The 19,941-nt window shown below is 43.3% G+C and carries 20 protein-coding genes and 1 riboswitch; of the genes, 12 read left to right on the top strand and 8 right to left on the bottom strand.

The features are described from left to right. Nucleotides 1-83 precede the first annotated feature (83 nt). Together ACSLBF_RS02315 and ACSLBF_RS02310 are read left to right on the top strand one after the other, a co-directional pair. The gene (locus ACSLBF_RS02315; protein ID WP_440055012.1) at nucleotides 84-824 is read left to right on the top strand and encodes a substrate-binding periplasmic protein; all 741 of its coding nucleotides are present in this window, start codon (nucleotides 84-86) and stop codon (nucleotides 822-824) included. A 213-nt stretch (nucleotides 825-1,037) separates the two neighbouring features. Next, nucleotides 1,038-1,607: a PhnA domain-containing protein gene (locus ACSLBF_RS02310; protein WP_440055011.1), complete on the top strand. Its 570-nt coding sequence runs from the start codon at nucleotides 1,038-1,040 to the stop codon at nucleotides 1,605-1,607. 23 nt (nucleotides 1,608-1,630) lie between these two features. On the opposite strand, the gene ACSLBF_RS02305 is transcribed toward ACSLBF_RS02310, so the two are convergent. Continuing rightward, complete coding sequence (locus ACSLBF_RS02305; protein ID WP_440055010.1) at nucleotides 1,631-2,473, bottom strand: 23S rRNA (adenine(2030)-N(6))-methyltransferase RlmJ; 843 nt, start codon at nucleotides 2,471-2,473, stop codon at nucleotides 1,631-1,633. Between the two features lie 301 nt (nucleotides 2,474-2,774). Here ACSLBF_RS02305 and ACSLBF_RS02300 point away from each other — a divergent pair, with 301 nt between their 5' ends. From ACSLBF_RS02300 to ACSLBF_RS02270, 7 genes are all read left to right on the top strand, one after another. After that, entirely contained in the window at nucleotides 2,775-3,002 is a 228-nt protein-coding gene (locus ACSLBF_RS02300; RefSeq protein WP_440055009.1) for a DUF904 domain-containing protein, read from the top strand. A 5-nt stretch (nucleotides 3,003-3,007) separates the two neighbouring features. Beyond that, the gene (locus tag ACSLBF_RS02295; protein ID WP_440055008.1) at nucleotides 3,008-3,295 is read left to right on the top strand and encodes a cell division protein ZapA; all 288 of its coding nucleotides are present in this window, start codon (nucleotides 3,008-3,010) and stop codon (nucleotides 3,293-3,295) included. 3 nt (nucleotides 3,296-3,298) lie between these two features. Next, nucleotides 3,299-4,273, top strand: a complete 975-nt coding sequence (locus ACSLBF_RS02290) for a hypothetical protein (protein WP_440055007.1) — start codon at nucleotides 3,299-3,301, stop codon at nucleotides 4,271-4,273. Between the two features lie 30 nt (nucleotides 4,274-4,303). After that, entirely contained in the window at nucleotides 4,304-5,788 is a 1,485-nt protein-coding gene (locus ACSLBF_RS02285; protein ID WP_440055006.1) for a LysM peptidoglycan-binding domain-containing protein, read from the top strand. Nucleotides 5,789-5,912: 124 nt separating this feature from the next. Beyond that, a complete protein-coding gene (locus ACSLBF_RS02280) occupies nucleotides 5,913-6,401 on the top strand; it encodes an FKBP-type peptidyl-prolyl cis-trans isomerase (RefSeq protein WP_440055005.1) in 489 nt (162 codons plus the stop codon). A 2-nt stretch (nucleotides 6,402-6,403) separates the two neighbouring features. Continuing rightward, complete coding sequence (locus ACSLBF_RS02275; protein ID WP_440055004.1) at nucleotides 6,404-7,132, top strand: SDR family NAD(P)-dependent oxidoreductase; 729 nt, start codon at nucleotides 6,404-6,406, stop codon at nucleotides 7,130-7,132. Between the two features lie 18 nt (nucleotides 7,133-7,150). Beyond that, nucleotides 7,151-7,987: an amidohydrolase family protein gene (locus tag ACSLBF_RS02270; RefSeq protein WP_440055003.1), complete on the top strand. Its 837-nt coding sequence runs from the start codon at nucleotides 7,151-7,153 to the stop codon at nucleotides 7,985-7,987. On the opposite strand, the gene ACSLBF_RS02265 is transcribed toward ACSLBF_RS02270, so the two are convergent. From ACSLBF_RS02265 to ACSLBF_RS02245, 5 genes are all read right to left on the bottom strand, one after another. After that, nucleotides 7,984-8,718, bottom strand: a complete 735-nt coding sequence (locus ACSLBF_RS02265) for a YggN family protein (RefSeq protein ID WP_440056186.1) — start codon at nucleotides 8,716-8,718, stop codon at nucleotides 7,984-7,986. The two genes, ACSLBF_RS02270 and ACSLBF_RS02265, sit on opposite strands and share 4 nt — an antisense overlap. 228 nt (nucleotides 8,719-8,946) lie before the next feature. After that, entirely contained in the window at nucleotides 8,947-9,453 is a 507-nt protein-coding gene (locus ACSLBF_RS02260; RefSeq protein WP_440055002.1) for a DUF1566 domain-containing protein, read from the bottom strand. Nucleotides 9,454-9,464: 11 nt separating this feature from the next. Then, nucleotides 9,465-11,126, bottom strand: a complete 1,662-nt coding sequence (locus tag ACSLBF_RS02255) for a PKD domain-containing protein (protein ID WP_440055001.1) — start codon at nucleotides 11,124-11,126, stop codon at nucleotides 9,465-9,467. A gap of 14 nt (nucleotides 11,127-11,140) precedes the next feature. Beyond that, nucleotides 11,141-11,473: a hypothetical protein gene (locus ACSLBF_RS02250; RefSeq protein WP_440055000.1), complete on the bottom strand. Its 333-nt coding sequence runs from the start codon at nucleotides 11,471-11,473 to the stop codon at nucleotides 11,141-11,143. 35 nt (nucleotides 11,474-11,508) lie between these two features. Then, nucleotides 11,509-12,201: a DUF2982 domain-containing protein gene (locus tag ACSLBF_RS02245; RefSeq protein ID WP_440054999.1), complete on the bottom strand. Its 693-nt coding sequence runs from the start codon at nucleotides 12,199-12,201 to the stop codon at nucleotides 11,509-11,511. Nucleotides 12,202-12,428: 227 nt separating this feature from the next. Here ACSLBF_RS02245 and ACSLBF_RS02240 point away from each other — a divergent pair, with 227 nt between their 5' ends. From ACSLBF_RS02240 to msrA, 3 genes are read left to right on the top strand one after another with little or no spacing between them, the layout of a single operon-like run. Next, nucleotides 12,429-13,481 (top strand): efflux RND transporter periplasmic adaptor subunit, encoded by a 1,053-nt coding sequence (locus ACSLBF_RS02240; protein WP_440054998.1) that lies wholly within the window; start codon nucleotides 12,429-12,431, stop codon nucleotides 13,479-13,481. 3 nt (nucleotides 13,482-13,484) lie between these two features. Further along, on the top strand, nucleotides 13,485-16,583 hold the full coding sequence (locus tag ACSLBF_RS02235; protein ID WP_440054997.1) for an efflux RND transporter permease subunit: 3,099 nt from the start codon (nucleotides 13,485-13,487) through the stop codon (nucleotides 16,581-16,583). Then, complete coding sequence (gene msrA / locus ACSLBF_RS02230; RefSeq protein WP_440054996.1) at nucleotides 16,584-17,117, top strand: peptide-methionine (S)-S-oxide reductase MsrA; 534 nt, start codon at nucleotides 16,584-16,586, stop codon at nucleotides 17,115-17,117. It abuts the gene before it with no gap. A gap of 79 nt (nucleotides 17,118-17,196) precedes the next feature. Here msrA and ACSLBF_RS02225 read toward each other — a convergent pair whose 3' ends face one another. Together ACSLBF_RS02225 and ACSLBF_RS02220 are read right to left on the bottom strand one after the other, a co-directional pair. Beyond that, nucleotides 17,197-19,044, bottom strand: coding sequence for a TonB-dependent receptor domain-containing protein (locus ACSLBF_RS02225; protein WP_440054995.1), 1,848 nt, complete (start codon nucleotides 19,042-19,044; stop codon nucleotides 17,197-17,199). 35 nt (nucleotides 19,045-19,079) lie between these two features. After that, nucleotides 19,080-19,323: riboswitch (cobalamin riboswitch) on the bottom strand. 116 nt (nucleotides 19,324-19,439) lie between these two features. After that, nucleotides 19,440-19,922 (bottom strand): YajQ family cyclic di-GMP-binding protein, encoded by a 483-nt coding sequence (locus tag ACSLBF_RS02220; protein ID WP_440054994.1) that lies wholly within the window; start codon nucleotides 19,920-19,922, stop codon nucleotides 19,440-19,442. Nucleotides 19,923-19,941 lie beyond the last annotated feature (19 nt).

Below are 19,941 nucleotides of genomic sequence, written 5' to 3'. Positions count from 1 at the left end.
ATATTATGACAGTCCATCGGGCAATAGGAAAGTATCAGCCTTGCCGTTGCGAAATACAATATTAATGAACTAAGCTGTTAATTATGAAATATCTTTACCTGTTCATTCTGCTATTGGTTTTCCCCAACACTGGCAGCGCCAAAACTGAGGTCCACTTAAAATATAGCCTAAGTGGTTCCGGCAGTTATTACCCTTATTTTACCCATACTCCCGACGCACCAGGGATCTTGCCAGAGTCTGTGAGCGCCATTTTAGAGCACGCCGAGTTTTCCGGTGAAAACCTTCTATTACCTGCGAAAAGGACCAACTATTACCTTGAAAATCAGCTTATAGACTTTGATCTCATAAGCCCGCAGTGGCTTAACCAAAAACAAAGACAAGACCCTCGATTTATCTACTCCGACCCCATTATGGTGATCAAAGAATTTATTGTCGGGCGCGCTATTGCCGAACCTTTAGGTTCTGTTCACGGCCTTCAAGTGGGTACTGTCAGAGGCTACTATTATCATGATGACGAACACTTTGAGCGTATCGATTTTGCTTCAGAAAAAGAGCTACTGCAGGCATTAAAAATGCGACGTGTGGATTGGATTATTATTGGTGATTTGCCAGCCCTGTATTGGTCTGAACAATTGGGTATTTCATTTCACTTTAACCAACTTCACTCTGAAGGTGCACTACACTTTCGGTTACTTGCCAAACACAAACCTCTACTACCGCAAATTAACTCCGCCATAAAAGCACTACGAGCTGATAACCATTTTAAGCAAATTGAACAACGTTATATAGAGCAGCTGCCCAGCCTTTCCAAAGGTTCCGACTAAACTCAAAAGCACTGCAATTTAATACTTAGCCAAGCTGGTACAGTAAAACTGCCACTCACTATGTTAAATGTTTACACTGTTATCGACGAGATTATCACGTGTTAAGACTAGACACTTACTTCACAGCCGCTAGGGATTAATAACCTTACAACTTGTAAGTATATTTTAACTGAAATCGGTTATAATGCCGTTTTTAATGTTTGAGAACAGATTATGACTATCGCAGCGGCGCTTGCTGAGCGCAGTAACGAACAATGTGAATTATGTGGCAGTAATGCTGGATTAGAAGTTTACGAAGTACCACCTGTCGCAGAAGCACATTCTGATAAATGTGTTTACCTTTGCGAGACTTGCAAACCGCAGGTGGAAGGACAGCAAGACCTTGAAGCAAATCATTGGCATTGCCTGAATGACAGTATGTGGTCTCAGGTCCCTGCTGTTCAAGTAGTTGCTTATCGAATGCTGAAAAAGCTAGCTCCTGACAACGGATGGGCGCAAGACGCTTTAGATATGCTTTATCTTGAAGACGATACACGCAACTGGGCAGATCAAGCACTGGCTGAAGATGATGACTTGGTCCATCTCGATAGTAACGGAGTAAAACTCTCAGCTGGCGACACTGTAACCTTGATTAAAGATTTGGATGTTAAAGGAAGCAGCCTCGTCGCCAAACGTGGCACAGCAGTTAGAAATATTCGTCTTTCACCTTCTAACCCAGAACATATTGAAGGCCGAGTGGAAGGTCAGAACATTGTGATATTGACCAAGTTTGTCAAAAAATAACTAGAGCGGTCACCCGCTCTACTTTACTCAGCTACCAATTGTACGCTTCTAAAAAAAGCGCCTTCGTCTTCACCTAGCAAAGTCGTCAGTTCAGGTAATACCTCATCCATAGTTGGTTTTAGTGTCCACGGTGGGTTAATCACTATCATGCCTGATGCTGTCATCCCTAGCTCATCACTGTCCGCACGAGTTGCCAACTCGAACAACTGAATATTACGCACACCTGAGTCGATTAATTTTGCTTCCATAGCGTCAATTCTCTCTCGATTGACCACCGGATACCAAATCATATATACCCCGCTTGCGAACTTCTTATACGCTTTAATCATGGTATCTGCCGCTTTTTCATAGTCCGTTTTTATTTCATACGGCGGATCCATTAATACACATGCTCGGCGTGATGCAGGTGGTATCTTACCAAGTAACCCTTTAAAACCGTCAGTTCCTGAAACTCGCAGTGAGCGTTTATGCGATGTATTTTCTTGTAGTAGCGCAAGATCTCTAGGGTGTAACTCAAAGAACCAGCCATTATCTTGCTTACGTAAGAACTGCTCAGCCACTTTGGGCGAACCTGGATAATGCGATAACTGCTGCGTTTGGTTTACCTGTTTGATTACATCACAGTAACGCTGAATCGCATCATTTTTCCCTTGGTAAGGCCATAGTTTAGCTATCCCTTGCTGATATTCCTGAGTTTTTTGCGAATCTGCACTGCTCAGTTCAAACAAACCCGCTCCAGAATGCGTATCAATATAGTCAAACGGCTTGTCTTTTTTCGTCATATAGCCCAAGACCTCCGAAAGAACCAAATGTTTAATTACATCTGCGGGGTTTCCAGCATGGAAGGAATGACGGTAACTAAGCATAAATTCGCCTTTAAAATAAAAAATTATCAATAACCCATTTTGTTCACGCACGCTAACAAATACATCGCGTTTGATTTTCACGCTTCGTTTAAATTTTCGCCTATTTTTGTAACTTGCTCTATCGCGTATTTTTTAGGCAGATTTGGCGTTTAGCATGAACCGCTTCTGAACAAAATTTCCAGTAACCGTAATTATGACTTAAAAACGTATAAATATCAGCTTAAAGTAGTGTAAACACTGGTATCTAGCGCCACTTTGTTTTACATTTGCATGACAAATCACAGTCCCAATGAGCGCATTTATGAATAACCAAGATCTCCAAACACTCGACCAGTTGATTGACCAACTTATCAGCCAGAATAACCAGCTAAAAGAGCAAGTTTTAGCTCTTAAAGAACAAAATCAGAAATTAATAGATGAAAATGAAACTTTACAATTAGAAGTGCTTGAAAGCGAAGAAAAACAGAAGGAATTCAGCAGCTCATTATCCGGCCTGCTAGATAAGTTACAAGCGCAGCAGGTTGGCTAACATTTATGTCTGAGCAGCATAATCAAGTAACGGTAACGTTGCTTGGCAAATCGCATCAATTTGCTTGTGCTCCCGAGCAGGAGCAAGCGCTAAGAGAAGCCGTTGCTCTACTAGAGCAACGTGTTGAAGAAATGCGAGCTCGCTCCTCTGTACGTAATGAGCATAACGCTTTATTATTGGCTGCACTACACTTATGTCATGACCTACAAGCGCTAGAGAAACAGCATAATGACTGCTCAAGCGAAGTATCTAGATTACTTAGTAAAGTCGCAACATCTTTACATAAGGCCTAACCTATGTGGGCCTTTATTAATACCTGCAAAGCCACAGCCTTGTATCTCATTTTTTCTATTTCGTTTGCTGCTCAAGCGAACTCCCTCAACCACTTTCATGCTGTTTCTGATAAAACGTGGTTTATCACAGCTGCTAATAAGGTAAAAACACTACAACCGAATCAAACACTGGTTACTGGTGAGAGATGTGCGATGCTTGTTGGCACTCATGCGGATTTAGTCGCAACCACGCAGTTAATTGCAGAAATCAAACAGCGCATTAACACTCCATTATGTTACCTAGTTTCGTTGCATCATGATGCCACACAAGACGTGTCTGTTGCGTTATTTCAGAGAGCATTTCCAAGGCTTAAGTGGATTGCACCAAGCAGTGACACAAGCTATCTTGAGGACATTCAACACGCTTTAACACGGCAGTTGGACCTGTTTGAGCAAAGCTTAACGCTCAGCACTGCACGTATCGAAAAACTAGATGAGACTCAAAAGCTTCACTGGCAAAAGAGATTAAACATCGCAAATGCTCGGCTACAAGACTGGCGTTCATTGCCTAAAGTCGAACTATCAACACTGACTTTGAGCAGTCAAATGCTTCAACTTGGTAATTTACAAATAAAGTTGCAACCTGTTAAAGGCTATTCAGGGCAAGATTTCTTAGTATTCGTTGGCAATGTTGGTTTGATCGGTGGCCACACGCTTGATCCTATCCCATTAATAACCACACAGGAAAATCAAGCGTGGAGAAATACCCTGGCTGCACAGTCTTCGTTTGCTGGTAAATGGATATACCCAGGTTATGGAAAGCCTTACCAACCCGAGCAATTACGAATACCAAAAACTTTTTTATGGGCGTTAACTCATGGCTCTGCTGAGCAAGCCATTGAAATAACAAATAAGCTTTATACGGACCCCACTCAGCAAAAAACTGCGCGCTGGCATGTAGAGCGATTATTCAAAAAAATGTCTTTGAATAAAAATTAAACAAAAGGTATAGTGTTGCCGATGAGCAGCATGACCTTAAAAATTTTACTACTTTGGGTACTTTTGGCCATATCAGGCTGTAACAGTACTGCACCAAAGCAGGCCGAGCAAACCGATATTTTATCCGCTTTGGCGCAACAGCCTAGCATTAAAGAAATACCGAAACTCACCAAACAAGCCAAAGCCGTTACAAACACACCCAAGCAAGTGGAAAAAACGGCTGAAAAGCCTATTACTGATCTCTGGCAGTACATAAAAAGTAAACTGACGTTTAATACTGAGCCGCATCCACGCCTGCAAAAGCGCATCGACTGGTATCTTCAACAACCCCATTACCTAGAAGTCGTCAACAAACGAGCTGCGCCTTACCTGTATCATATCGTTAGAAAAGTGGAACATGAAGGGCTCCCCATGGAGCTCGCTTTGCTGCCATTTGTTGAAAGTGATTTCCGCCTAACCGCTCGCTCGACAAAGGATGCGGTTGGAGTCTGGCAGCTGATGGATGATACAGCCTATTATTTCGGTGCCAAACGAGATCAGTGGTACGATGGTCGACAAGATGTACTTGCATCCACCGATGCTGCGCTGCGTTATTTAAGCTACTTGTACAAGCGTTTCAACGGTGATTGGTTACATGCTATCGCCGCTTATAACAGTGGTGAGGGCCGAGTTAAAAAAGCCATTAAACATAACCAACGACGCGGTAAGTCAACACACTTCTGGCACCTAAGTTTACCGAAAGAAACGGCTGATTACGTGCCTAAGCTACTTGCATTAAGTGCGTTAATAAAGTCCGAAAACGACACTAATTTCAAAATACCCAAATTGGCCCGACAACCAAAAACAGCGGTGTTGGATGTTGGCCAACAATTTGATTTTGCCGTACTAGCAAAAATGATTTCGGTTAATGAAAAAGATCTATATCAGTTAAATAAAGGTTTTTTGCTGCATCAAAGCTCGCCTAAGGGCCCACACAAGCTATTGCTGCCACTAAGCGAAAAAACATTATTAAGCAGTGACTTCTACCGTCGTTTCTTTAGTCAAAAATACACCGTGAAAGCCAACGATACTTTGTACGCAATCGCGCGAAAGTTCAATAGTAAAGTAACTACAATCAAACAACTTAACGATAAAACTTCTGATTTGATACGAGTCGGTGAAACCTTGTTAGTTACTCAGAATAAAGCGTCTTTGCAGTTACTAGATGAATATCAAATTAGTCCATATTTGGCTCGCCCGGAGCTCCCTGTAGAAGCAACTATCGAGAAGCGTCATACCATCCAACTCGGAGATTCACTGTGGACTATCAGTAAACAATATAACGTTAAAGTCAAAGATCTCCTCGACTGGAACAACCTAACGGCGCAGGCCATTTTAAAGCCCGGTAAACAATTGGTGATGCACTTAACGCCAGCGCCCGAACCAACTGAAACGTCTTCCACAACACATACGGCAGATAGTTACGACTTAAGAAACATAATCAATGCCGCAGGTGCTCAACAAGGCGGGCCATAATAGAGCAAGCTTGCTCAACTCTCTGTCCGCACGTAAACTAGCGCTGAAAAGTAAAAAGCTTAGTAGCTAGGGATTGCCCTCGTACTTAGCTTAAAGTTATCCTCGATTTTAAAAGGTTTACACCATGCAAATTGCAAAAGACACTGTCGTCGAATTCCACTACACCCTTAATGAAGGGGAGCAGCTAATTGAATCCAGCAAAGATGGCGACGCATTAGCTTATCTACACGGCAGTGAAGGTATGTTACCTGGGCTTGAAAGTGCGCTAGAAGGTAAATCTGCAGGTGACAACTTTAGTATCACACTAGAGCCAAAAGATGCTTACGGTGAATATCAAGAAGGCATGGTACAGCGCATTCCAATCAAACACTTACAGGGGCTAGGTAACAGCAAAGTCTGGAAGCCTGGTATGACAGCGATAGTAGAATCAAATCAAGGTCGCCATCAGGTTAAAGTTATCAAAGTTGGACGTTTTAATGCCGATTGTGACCTGAATCACCCATTTGCTGGAAAAACACTGACATTTGACGTTGAAGTTATCTCAGTGCGTGCCGCAACGAATGAAGAGCTAGCTCATGGTCACGTGCACGGTTCTGGCGGCTGCGGACATTAATAATGAATAAAGTTGCCATTGTTACCGGTGGCAGCTTTGGCATTGGTTTAGCTATTGTCGAAAAGCTGCTGTCGCTTCATTACCGTGTTTTCAACCTAGATATTGCTCACAGCAATGTGGGTGAATTTAAACATTGTGATGTCAGCCAGGTTCAAGAAGTAAAAAACGCCATAGCCACGATCGTAAACGATGTAGGTCGAGTTGATGCACTGATCTCTAATGCGGGAAAACACCTAAGTGCTGACATAGAGCATACTGATGAAGCGACGCTAGATCAGCTCTTTGCTCTCAACGTTAAAGGCGCTTATGCTGCGATTCAAGCGGTGCTTCCGAGTATGAAGGCACAGCGCTCTGGAAGTGTGGTATTAATGTCTTCGGACCAAGCTCTGATCGCAAAAAAGAATTCGTTTGCCTACAACCTGACCAAAAATGCGTTAGCTTCGATGGCAAAAACAACCGCTTTAGATTATGCAGAATATGGGATCCGAGCCAATGCCGTTTGCCCTGGCACCATTGAAACCCCATTGTTCCATAATGCAATCGATGCCTATTGCGCACGTAGTGGCGCAAATAAAGCGGACATCGTCGCTGAAGAAGCTGCCATGCAGCCGCTAGGACGGTTGGGAAAAGCGGAAGAAGTTGCCGCATTGGTTGCGTTTTTAGTCAGTGATGAAGCCGCATTTATCACTGGTAGTTTACAAAGCATTGATGGTGGTTACACCGCACAATAACTCAAGGAATGTATTCGTATGTTAGAGATAGTCGACCCTCACCTGCACTTTTTTGATTTAGACAAAGGCGACTATTTCTGGCTGAAGCACACTCCTCCAAACTGGCCTAACTTAAACGAAATCCGTGATAATCATGGCCTTGAAGATCTGCAGCAGAGTTCGCAATTTCGACTTACTTCGCTGGTCCACGTCGAAGCCGGGTTTGACAATCAAAACCCAGAACGGGAGATACACTGGCTCAATGAAACGCTGGCACAGTTTCCATTCAAAGCAGTAAGCTACTGCACCATAGACGCTGCCCCTGAGGTATTTCAAACTGCATTGGAAAAGCTACGTCACCCTAGACTTATTGCCGTCCGAGACATTACAGAAGGACACGATGCGCGCCGATTACTCAATGCCAAGGTATTAGAAAATCTACTCTATTTATCGTCTCTTGGCCTACACTTTGAGGCCCAACTGGAGTTCGTTCACGTAGATATCATCACACAGTTGGCGACTTGGCTGGCTCAGCACCCTACCCTAAACATTGTTTTTAACCATGCTGGTTTTATCTCAGAGCTTGAACGCAGTAAATGGCAATATAGTCTGCAACAGCTTAAAGACTTGGATAATGCCTTTATAAAGCTTTCTGGATTAGAAATGCTGAGTGCACGCTTATCTACCAGTGAAACAGTAGACACCTTACTGTCACACTTTGGTGAGAATCGAGTGATGTTAGCCAGTAACTATCCGGTGTGTTTAATGCAACAAAGTCACGAACAATGCTGGCAAGACTATCTGTGTGTAATTGGTAACAACCCGACTTGGTCAAATCTGAGCTGCGAGAATGCGAAACGTATTTACCAGTTTTAAGAGCGAAATTGGACTAAATCGTAAGCAGCCAGCTCGGGCACAATTTGTTGTAACTTCTGCTCTGTTTTATCCAAAGAGTTCAAACACTCACAGTATTCTTCTGCTTTTTCTTCTAATTGATGTGCTTTCTTCTTTAATGACTTATCAATCTCTTTTGAGATGATTTCCATTCTTTGTCCCATGTCGTTGATACGATCTTCAATATTGCCTTCTCGTGATTTAAACGCATCGCCAAGTGAAACCAAAATAGCACCGAGTGAGCCATGTACCGCCGAATGGATTTTTTGACTGATCTCTTTAGTAAAAAAATCATCTATTTTTGATAGTGACTGAGGAGCAATAAAGAAGAAGTCATCGCCGCGTTTAAACTTGTCCATTAAAGCGCGTTCTACATATTGCAATTGGGTTTTCAATACCTCTGGCTCTTTGTCTGACATACCTTCAACGATTTGTTCGATAGCACTGAGCCCAAGATTAACACCATCTGTGGCAAGATTGACTAGTTCAGGAACAGTATCCCTAAGGCCTTTGGAGTATTCGCGAATAACGGCTGTTCCTTGATCATCTAATTCAACCCAATGTCCTAAAATAAATAACTGCTCATCTTGGTTTATCTGTACGCGAGTTTGTCCTTTATCGACAATTCGAATTTCATTGTCTGTGATGATTAGGCCGTGTGCCAGTTCGACATCACATTTATTTTTCGCAAAAGCTGGGGCCACGCATAACATGACCAAAGGCAATAGCTTGTTCAATCGACTCACACAACCCCCATTTAAAATTAGCTTCTAGCCCAGTTAATCACAATGAAATAATACCGCAGCAACCGTTCTAACATCTATAGCACTTAGTTAACCGAAACTGCATGGCTGCTAGTATTCTTAGGAGGAAGAGATTAGCAAATTAGTAAGCGGGACCAAAACAGTTTCGATGGGTAAAGGAAACTTTGCTAGCACGACTTACTGTGCGTACCTTACAAATCGCAAAAACGCATCGGCACTTTTTTCAGTGAGGTTATTCTTACCGTCAGCGAATTGATAAACCCAAGCAAATTGTTGAGCACTTCTATCTGTCGAGGAGCTCCAATAGTTATTACTTTTAGTGTCGATAAAAACGGTTTCGTTAATAGCTGGGGTTACGCAATTATGGTTTACTATACTGGCAAGTTCTTTAATATTTGGCACTTGCCAATCGGAATGACCAGCGGTTTTATCATCAACTGCGGCCTGCAGAGCTTGTTGCCAGGTAATTTGCTGCGCCGCCCCCTCACAAGATTCACTGTCTTGATTATACGTCTGACCATAACTACAACGCTGCCACATTAAACCGCTTAAAGTATCAGTAATGGTGCCATCAATATGAGTAATAAATCTGTCTGACGTATCGGGCGCTGTCACATTCACACAAGTCTGAGCAACGCTGGTTAAACTAATGACACATAACAGACTGAATAATATCATTTTCATGTCAGCATACCTTAAGGAGTTCTAACCAAACGTACATACGCAGGAATCGACTTTTCCAACGCCACATCGTTACCATTTTGCATGTCAATAACATAGGCTCTAGGCAAACCAGCATCACTCCCATCGGCGCTTGATTGTAAGGTCCAATAGTATAAATGACCTAACCGGTTTACATCAGGTAAGTTAGGAAAATAGTTTTCATCCAAACTATTAACCGTGCCGTAGTTTAACAACCCCAAAAGCTCCATATAGGTTGGCAAACGCCAGTTATTTCCACCGCAGTAGCTTTCTTGTCCGACTGGTGGTGAATTAACATCCTCAATCAGTGCTTGAATACCACAACTCGATTGCGGACATGTTGTTCCACCAGCACTATTGTATCCTTCACCATCAACGTACCAGGTATAGCTATTTTGCGCGTTTCGCTCACTTGTATTAGGAAGTGTACCAGCCGTCGCTTCTTTCACTTCCCAAATAAGGCCCGTCACATTGTCACGAATACACGCAAAATCAGCAGCATCATTTGGTAATTCATCTGCGAACTGATTTAACTTGGTAAAATCAAACCCAGCTTGGCCTAAGCCCTCTTTAGCGATAAGACTCGCGACGCTATCACGACCTCGTTCTGCATCTTGGCGAGGATATTCATCGTTAGAGCACGATACCTCAGTGACATTGTTAAAACAGCGTTGAATACCAGTGTCATTTAACTTGCCTAGTTTTTTAGGAGCAATGTTCACATCAACCTCATCGCTGGCTGAACGGTTCTGGCTGTCAGTGACAGTTAACTTAAATTTAAGTTGCTCGTGAAGTTTTCGATCTGGCGCGATAAACGAAGTTGTGCAGTTTGAAGCATTCGCAAGCGCGACTTGAGTCCCAGCCGTCAACTGTTGCCAAAAGCACTGAAAAGTGCCAGACACCGTTGCGCTATTACTGGCGTTGAGCTCAACCGAGTCAAATTCTTGCGCTTGGATGTCAGTGCCTGCGTTGGCAATAACAACTGGGTCATTGGCACTTAACAACAAATTGAATTGTGTTGATGCACTTCCGCCCTCATCATCTGTCACGGTTAACTGCCAAGAGCTTACTTGGTTCGCGTCGAGCAGTGGATGGCTAAAACTCAATGTCGACTGAGTCAAAGAAGAGGCTGTTATCGAGCTTGGTCCCGAAAGCAACAACCAACGATAGCTAGCGATAAAACCATTTTCATCGGGATCTGAGGAACTAGCACCACTGAGCGTAATGGTATCTTGGTATTTAGGTGGTAGCGTACTTGGGGCTGTGACTGCTATCACGGGAACTGGAATTTGGTTGTTCGAGGTAATATCAACCGTTACATTGTCACTCACGACCGAACTTCCTGGCGCCACATAACTGACTTTAAGCACCATCTGCGAATTTGCTTTTACATCTGGAACGGTAAAAGTAATTTCCGCGCCAGTCATAGGAAACCCATCTGCGATTGGCCCCGATACATGCTGCCAAGTAAACTCGCCACCAGCAGGAGACCCCTGAGCAGTAAATGTGACTTCTGTTTTCTCGACCACTTGCCGGTCAGAACCGGCATTGACCGAGGCGCTTATCGCAGTATCCTCTTTACTGTCTCCGCCACCGCCTCCACAAGCGGTCAGCAGCACAGTCAGTGCTAGGGGCTCTATGATGCGTAAGCGCATACGATCACTCCTGTTTACAAGTAGCTATCTTGATGAATGCGAACAAACAGCTTAGTGCCAATCTTACTATAATCTACTTTGTATTCCCGACCATCCAACGCCTGTATAAAAAGCAGACGTTTCACTTCACCAAATACATCCACGCTAGAAATGTGAACCACTTCGAGATAACGTTCTTTTGCTTCTCGACGATTACGGGGTAATTCATCTTTGAAGGGAACAAGGCCCATAGACGTGACTTTAATTTTGGGGTGTGATTCCCCATTAATAATGACCAAGTCCAATTTCTTGTCTTTATGGATTATGGTGTTACGACCACTTTTAATATAAGCTCTTTCGAAGGTCATATTCGTGTATCCTGTTACTTCAAATATCATGTGGTTTACTTCTCAAGCATATCTCGAACCACTTTACTCGGGTCTAGTTTCCAACGATTCAACATTGTCGAAAATTGCCATATATCCCTATCTAATTCACTACTTGGCACGATTAGGTGATAACCAGTCAGTGTTTTAAAGTTATTCATCCTATTGGCAAACATGGCCAGCAAACCTGTGTACTTAATCCCACTTGGGGATTTAAACTGTGTATCTTCCACAAGCCATTCTGTTGGGCAATTGCCTGTTTTGCAATTCATTTTAACAGCTTGTAAAAAAATATGCCGCTGTTCTATCAGTAATTTACCAGCCAATCGCGGTGTCAGGCCAGATAAAAAATCATCAATATCATTAAGTTTAATACCAACTGCATTTAACTCAAGTGTTTCAATGCCTTGTTGTACTTTTGGAATACCACTCGAATGAAAATTATGATGAGTAACTGACCAACTGCCATATTTATGGATGTAACTGAAATTACGGGGCGACAAAGTTAAACTAAAATAAGGCTGTTGGCTTTTCAAGAAGCCTACTAGCAACAATACTAACATCGCACTGGCAATGATAATTTCCAAAATGCTAATAGGCGTTGGACGCAGTTTTACAAAAACCATGAGTACAATAAGGACTATCCCGCCAATTAGCATAAACTCTAGACCATGCTTTCTGGTCAAGGCTCTTAGTTTGACTTCATCCATGGGTGTACCAAATATAAAAAACGTACATGATGATCGCCCACACTGCGAGTTTTCGTATAGTTAAGCATTGTTTACAGGGCTGCTGTTTTTTCATGATGACTCTTCAAGGACGCCTAGATTCAACGGATTCTTTTTCGGCTAACACACAATTATACAGGATGTGTGAACAACCGATCAGCGGGTAATTCTGTACACTAGAGAACAAATGACAACGAAGGTCAAAGCGTATGAATCAGCAATCCGGAAAAGCACTATTCCCGTTTATCATTATAGTGTTGGTAGTCGTGTGTAGCTATCTCTATCTTCCTCATTCTCAAGGCCAAAGTGGGCCACGTCAAGCTGGCGCGAGTACAGTCTCTGCGCACACCGTTACCAGACAAGAAAGAGTCATTTCCGTTAATTCGATAGGAACCGCTCGCGCAAATCATGCAATCAATGTCAGAAGTGCCCAATCCGATTACATTAGCGAAATTTATTTCGAAGACGGTGATACTGTTAAGTTGGGTGCCCCTCTAGTGCAACTAAAAAACACTGAGGAAAAACTGGATATTCAAGCGCTTAAGGTCACATTAAAAGAAGAAAAAAGACAGCTACAACGACTCAAAGAACTCGCCAGAACACAGGCTACTGCTCGCTCGCAATTAGATGCGCAAGCAGCAAAAGTCGACACACTAACGGCGCAGTTAGAAGCAACGAAAACCAAGCTGCAAGAACTAACCATCTATGCGCCATTTTCAGGCGTTCTGGGTCAACGACAGGTTTCGGTCGGCAGCTTTGTTAATAGCAATTCAGTGATCACGACATTAGACGACATCAGCGTGATTAAGGTCGACTTTCAGATCCCTGAAAAATACTTAGCGACGATCCGTCTGGGCCTTGTTGTAAACGCACAAAGTGATGCTTACCCTGATCTGACTTTCTTTGGCAAAGTGACCCATATCGATCCTAGAATTGACGAAGCGACTCGCTCAGTTAAAGTGACCGCCAGTTTTGATAACCAACAAAACAAACTTCGTCCAGGGATGCTTTTACATGTCGCAATTGAACTTGAGAAACTACAAGCATTAATGGTGCCTGAAAAAAGCATTATTCCCAGACAAGACAAACATTTTGTCTTCCTTATTGACCCGCAAAGCACAGTTAAATTGCAGCAAATCACCGTAAAAGAACGCTTTGGCGAGTGGGTCGCAATCACAGATGGTTTGGCTCAAGGCGATCAAGTGGTCACAGAAGGGACTTTAAAAATCCGTTCAGGTTCAAAAGTTGCAATTAAGGGGTAACTGGTGAGAATTACCGATACTGCCGTTAAACGGCCTGTTTTTGCAGTTGTTATCAACTTACTCCTGTTGACTTTCGGCTTGGTGGCTTTTTCTATGCTACCGCTGCGTGAATACCCAGATATTGAAAGCCCAATCGTAAGTGTGAGCACTAACTACACTGGTGCCTCTGCAGAGGTTGTAGAAACCAAAATCACCCAAGTTTTGGAAAACCGAATTTCTGGTATCGAAGGCATTAAAAGCATTAATTCATCAAGTCGAAATGGTCGGTCAAATATCACCATTGAGTTTAATATCGAACGTGATATTGATGCTGCCGCCAATGATGTGCGAGAACGCGTTTCAAGAGCATTAGACAGCCTACCTGAACAAGTTCGCCCTCCTGAGGTTTCCAAATCAAATAGTGATGAAAGTCCCATCGCTTGGTTTGTACTAAACAGTGAAACCATGGATACACTGCAGCTTTCAGACTATGCACAACGTTACATTGTAGACCGCCTAGCCGTGGTCGATGGGGTATCGAACGTGCGAATTGGTGGCGAACGTCAATATGCGATGAAAATTTGGCTGGACCGACAAGCCATGGCAGCTCGCGGCATCACCAGCGGTGATATTGAACAAGTCTTGCGACGTGAAAACGTCGAACTCCCGGCTGGTGAAATTGAATCCATAGACCGAGATTTTTCAGTACGTATCGCCAGAAGCTACAAAACACAAGAAGATTTCAATAACTTAGTAATTAAACGCGGTAGTCAAGGCTACTTGGTTAGACTTGGCGAAGTCGCCGAAGTACGGTTAGAAGCTGCAGATACGGAAAGTACCTTTCGAGGTAACGGCAATAATATGATTGGCTTAGGCATTGTAAAACAGGCCAAGGCCAACACACTCGATGTTGTTGACAACGCGCGAGCTGAAATAAATAAAATCAAACGCAACTTACCACAAGGCACCACCATTGAAGACAGTTACGATTCTTCGGTATTTATTCGTGAGTCAATCACCGAAGTTTATCGTACACTTGCCATCGCCATGGCGCTGGTGGTGTTGGTCATTTTTGTATTTCTTGGCAATATTCGTGCAACCCTAATCCCTGCGGTTACCGTTCCAGTTGCCTTAATCGCGACCTTTATGTTTTTGTGGGCGATGGGCTATTCGATTAATCTTTTAACATTACTAGCGCTAGTGTTAGCAATAGGACTGGTTGTCGATGATGCTATCGTGATGCTCGAAAATATCTTCCGTCGCATTGAAATGGGCGAACCTAGACTATTGGCTGCCTATCGAGGAGCACGTGAAGTTGGCTTTGCCATCATCGCCACCACGTTAGTGCTTATTGCGGTGTTTGTACCTTTGGTGTTTATGGACGGCCGAATTGGCGCGTTGTTTACAGAATTTGCATTAGCCGTCAGTGCCGCGGTGCTGTTCTCTAGTGTCACGGCACTCACGTTGTCACCAGCGTTATGCTCTAAGCTGCTAAAGCCCAGTAATAAAGAAGGTAGATTCAGCCAATGGATGGAGCGTCAGTTCATTAAATTAGAAACTGCATATCGCAAAGTACTCGCCGATAATTTGCAGCGAAAATATAGTCTGATTGTGATGTTAGCACTGGCAGGCTTTACCAGTTTCAGTTTGTTTCAGCAAATTCCCTCGGAGCTAACGCCAAGAGAAGACCGCGGCACCTTTTTTGTCATGATGAATGGACCAGAAGGGGCTAGCTACGAAAATAATGCTGCTAACATGGCACAAATCGAACAAAAGCTGATGCCTTACGTGGATTCGGGCGAAATAAGCCGTGTATTAGCAAGAGTTCCAGGCTGGGGGGGGCAAGGTGGTGTTGCGATTGTTGGCATGCCAGATTGGGATGAACGCAAGCGCTCCACTTGGGAAGTCATGGCAGAAATCAGCGGTAAAATGCAAGATATCACTGATATCAGGGCGTTTGCCATCATGCGTCGTGGTATTGGCGGCGGCGGTAACTCTCGTCCTATAGAGTTTGTGTTACAAGGCAACGATTATGACGAGCTCGCTTCGTGGCGTGACCGTATCATTGAGCGTGCTCGAACTAACCCTGGGCTCGTGCGTATCGATCATGATTACAAAGAAACCTTCCCACAATTTCTGATCAGTATCGATAAAAATAAAGCTGCAGATTTGGGAGTCAACATTAGTGCCATTGGGCAAACTCTAGAAACTATGCTGGGTCAACGTCGCGTCACCACTTTCATAGATCGTGGTGAAGAATATGATGTGATCTTAAAAGGCCACAAAGCCGATTTCGCTTCACCTAAAAACATTGCTGACATTTACGTCAAATCCAGAACTGAAGAACTTGTTCCGTTAGATAGTTTGATCACGATAAAAGAAGAAGCTACAGCTTCTCGCCTTAATCGTTACAACCGAATGCGCGCAATTACCATCACCGCCAACCTCGCGGATAGTTATACGCTCGCTGAAGCACTGGCCTTTTTAAATCAAGTTGCCGATGAAGAGAATGAAATTGACGGTGCTGTCGATTATAAAGGTGAGTCCCAGCTGTACTATGAAGGCGCTTCAGCAATGACCTATGTGTTTATCTTGGCATTAACGGTGACTTTCCTTGTATTAGCTGCGCAATTTGAAAGCTTTGTGCATCCTTTGGTGATTATGTTAACTGTACCTTTGGGATTAGTCGGGGCCATGTATGGACTATATCTGACTGATAGTTCGTTAAATATCTACAGCCAAATTGGCATTGTTATGCTGATTGGTTTAAGTGCAAAAAATGGCATACTGATTGTGGAATTTGCCAATCAGCTGCGAGATAAGGGACTAGAATTTGAACAGGCTCTGTTAGACGCCTCTGTGCAGCGATTAAGGCCGATTATTATGACCTCATTGACGACGGTGATGAGTTCAATTCCTCTGGTCTTTGCCTCTGGTCCAGGGTCAGAAAGTCGTATGGTCATTGGTGTGGTGATCTTTGCGGGAGTTAGCATGGCAACAATACTGACATTGTTCGTTATCCCTTGTGCCTATCATTTACTGGCAAAGCGAACCAAATCGCCAGAAGTCACGGCGAAACAAATAGACAAACAAGCTGAACAGTTTCCAGTGCAGGAGAAATAAATGCAACAGTTAGCAACAGCAACCTTTGGTGGTGGATGTTTTTGGTGTATCGACGCGGCGTTTCGTCGTGTGCGAGGCATTGAATCTGTGAGTTCAGGATATACCGGTGGCCACACTGACAACCCCACTTACCAAACCATTTGCCAAGGTGACACGGGTCATGCTGAAGTGGTACAGCTGACCTTCAACCCAGAACGAATCAGTTTCGAACTGTTGCTGGAGATGTTTTTTACGCTACATGACCCAACTCAGTTAAATAAACAGGGCAATGATATTGGTACTCAGTATCGCAGTGTGGTGTTTTATCACGACCAATCACAACAACAGCAAACCATGTCTTTTATTGAAAGACTACAAGCCAGCTTGGACAATAAAATTGTTACCGAAGTGAGCCCAATATCAACATTTTATCCTGCTGAACAATACCATCAGGACTATTACGAGCAAAATCCTAACCAAGGCTATTGCAGCGTTTTAATTGCCCCTAAATTAGCAAAGTTTGCACAACGATTTGAGTCCATGCTAAAGGCTTAATCCACAGCGCGGGCATAGTCACTAAAAAGGCGAGACGTTTTAAATGTGTCTCGCCTTTTTTTGCCGGTTCAGATAAGCATTAAAACTGATAGTTCACACCAACATAAGCCTGTCTGCCTAATGGCTTATAGCCAAGTAATGAACCATCTTGTGCTTTACCAGCAATGGCATTGGTGTACTGTTTATCAGTCAGGTTTTCCACTCTTGCTGTTAGCTTCAAACCATCAAACAACTGATAATTAGCCGCCAAATTAAAAACAGTGTAAGACGGAAGCCTAGCCTGCGCCCAAGCCTCTTCTCGTTCTCCACGATATTGCACATGCAGTGTCACATCCAAGTTTTCCCACTGTTTATAAGCACGATAACTTAATGTGCGCTTTGCTCTACGTGAAAATTGAGTGCCGGTTTTTGCATCCTCTGCTTTGGTGTAACTGGCTTCCAAACTATGCTCGATATCAAAAGCATCCACGCCTACTGACAAATCTATGCCTTCAAAATTTGCTCTATCAACGTTGCCTGGAATATATTTTCTTCGCTCTGGTAAATACTGGTTGACGATTTTATCAGTGACGCGGTTGTCATACAGTGCAGTCTGTACGCGCCAATTCGACTCTGAGTAAGTCAATATCACTTCGTTATTAGTGGCTTCTTCAGGCTTAATCGCTGGGTTAGGTAGATAATACGGGTTATCCACAGTAAACGCATTGGTCAGTGACGGGGCTCTAAATGCCGTTCCATGATTCACTTTTACGCTAAGCTGTTCTGTTAATTGTTTACCAACGGCCAGCGTGTAGGTGTTAGCACGGCCATGAAAATCATAATCGTCACTTCTCAACACGACTTCAGCTAACCAGTTCTGATCATTGAAAAATGCGCCAAGCGACAACGATTGATTATCACGTTCTGTTTGACTAAAAGTCGCACTAGAGGCACTGACATCTTCATTAAGTAAAGTTAAGTTACCAGAGAACAATAAAGCATCGTTAAAATGAAATTGCGATAGATACTCAAACTGACTGCGTTTAGTCACATATGCATTGTTGTCGTTTGGACTTCCCTGCTGTTTGTTTTGCTCTTTACCTAAGCTATAGGATGCTTTTTGACTAAATTTATCCGTTCTTCTTTGCCATGTGAGGTTATGGGTATAGTTTTCAAAACGATACTCATCGCTACCCCAAGCATTGTCGTATTCACCTTCGCCTTCGCTATATTGAGAACGTAGATTAAACAACCCTGACTCAACATCTCCATACTTGATGTTAACTCCGGCGTTGGCATTGTAGTAACCGTCGGTATCATGATCTTTGCCAATGGGCTTAGCGGGATCCTTTTCAATGACGTCATAACCATCAGTATGCTCATAACCGACATTGGTCGAGATAGTCAGCGCGTTATGCTTAAGTGTAGCAACGCCTTCAACATTAGAATAATTGTGGCTACCTGTTGTTGCTGCCAATACGTTGTAGTTACCTTCACGACTGACAATATTAATTACCCCAGCAATGGCATCTGAACCATACATCGCCGCTTTAGCCCCACGGATAACTTCTATTCTTTCTATGCTATTAAGCGGAATATTGGTTAAGGACGCACTACCTGAATTAGCATCCGTGATTCTCACCCCATCCATCAAGACTAGGGTGTGTTTTGCATCATTACCTCTGAGATACAGGCTGACAGTCTGACCAAAACCACCATTTCTCACCACCTGAACGCCCGCCACGCTATCTAATAAAGATACAACGTCACGTACATTACTTTGTTCGATGGTTGTACGATTAATAACCGTAATTGCCGACAATGCATCATCTAATGGTTGCTCGAATTTATTGGCAGTAACCGTGATATGTTCAATGTTGTCAGATGCGAAAACAGAAAAAGACAGCGCAGCCGTAATTGCTACACTTAGCGCAGATTTATTTAACATGGTTTCCCCTACCTTGTGCCCACCGCACAAGTAATACAGTGTGTTACTTCAAGGCCGGTCTCCGGACTCAGCGTTCAATACCCAGTTGCAGTAAGTATTTACTCAGTTGGTATTCGCTCTACCGTTGCGGGGGCAGTGTTGGACTTGAACTGGCATGTCACTCGTGTCTTGTGACATGCTGAAATTACTCACACCCTGTGTTCGCACCAACTTCCCGATTATCTATTCACTTAGCGGCCAAACTAGGCCGTGAACAGCACCTTGAAAATCAGCGTGTATTGTCTGGAGTTTACTAAGCTTTGTCAATGGACGTCTAGAAATCCAAATGAAATAATTTATTGGGAACGTAAGGAAGATGCCAATTACATCACTGTATAATGCAATTGGCTTGCGGATTAATCTCGGAAGTTTTTGAACTGGAATGGCTGACCTAGCTCTGCACCACGGATCAATTGCATGGTTTCTTGTAGATCATCTCGCTTTTTACCCGTGACACGAACCGTATCACCCTGAATCGCAGCCTGAACTTTGATTTTTGAATCTTTGATGGTTTTTACTAGCTTCTTCGCCATCTCTTTGTCGATCCCTTGCTTTAATGCAACCTTACGAGAGACGTTTTTACCTGAACGCTCAATATCTTTTAATTCAAAACTAGCAACATCCAAACCACGTTTTGCCGCTTTACCAACAACGATGTCAAACAGTTGCATCACCTGTGCTTCCGCTTCAGCTTTTAATACAATTACTTCATCGTTTAATTCGATTGATGCGTCTACACCTCTAAAGTCAAAACGCGTCTCTAATTCACGCTTTGCATTATCTACAGTGTTTCTCGCTTCCGTCATTTCTATTTCAGATACTATGTCAAATGAAGGCATGCCCTTCTCCTTTATGCTT

This window comes from Pseudoalteromonas sp. T1lg65, assembly GCF_051930985.1.
Lineage (GTDB): Bacteria > Pseudomonadota > Gammaproteobacteria > Enterobacterales > Alteromonadaceae > Pseudoalteromonas.
This window is presented reverse-complemented; position numbering and strand designations above follow the sequence as displayed.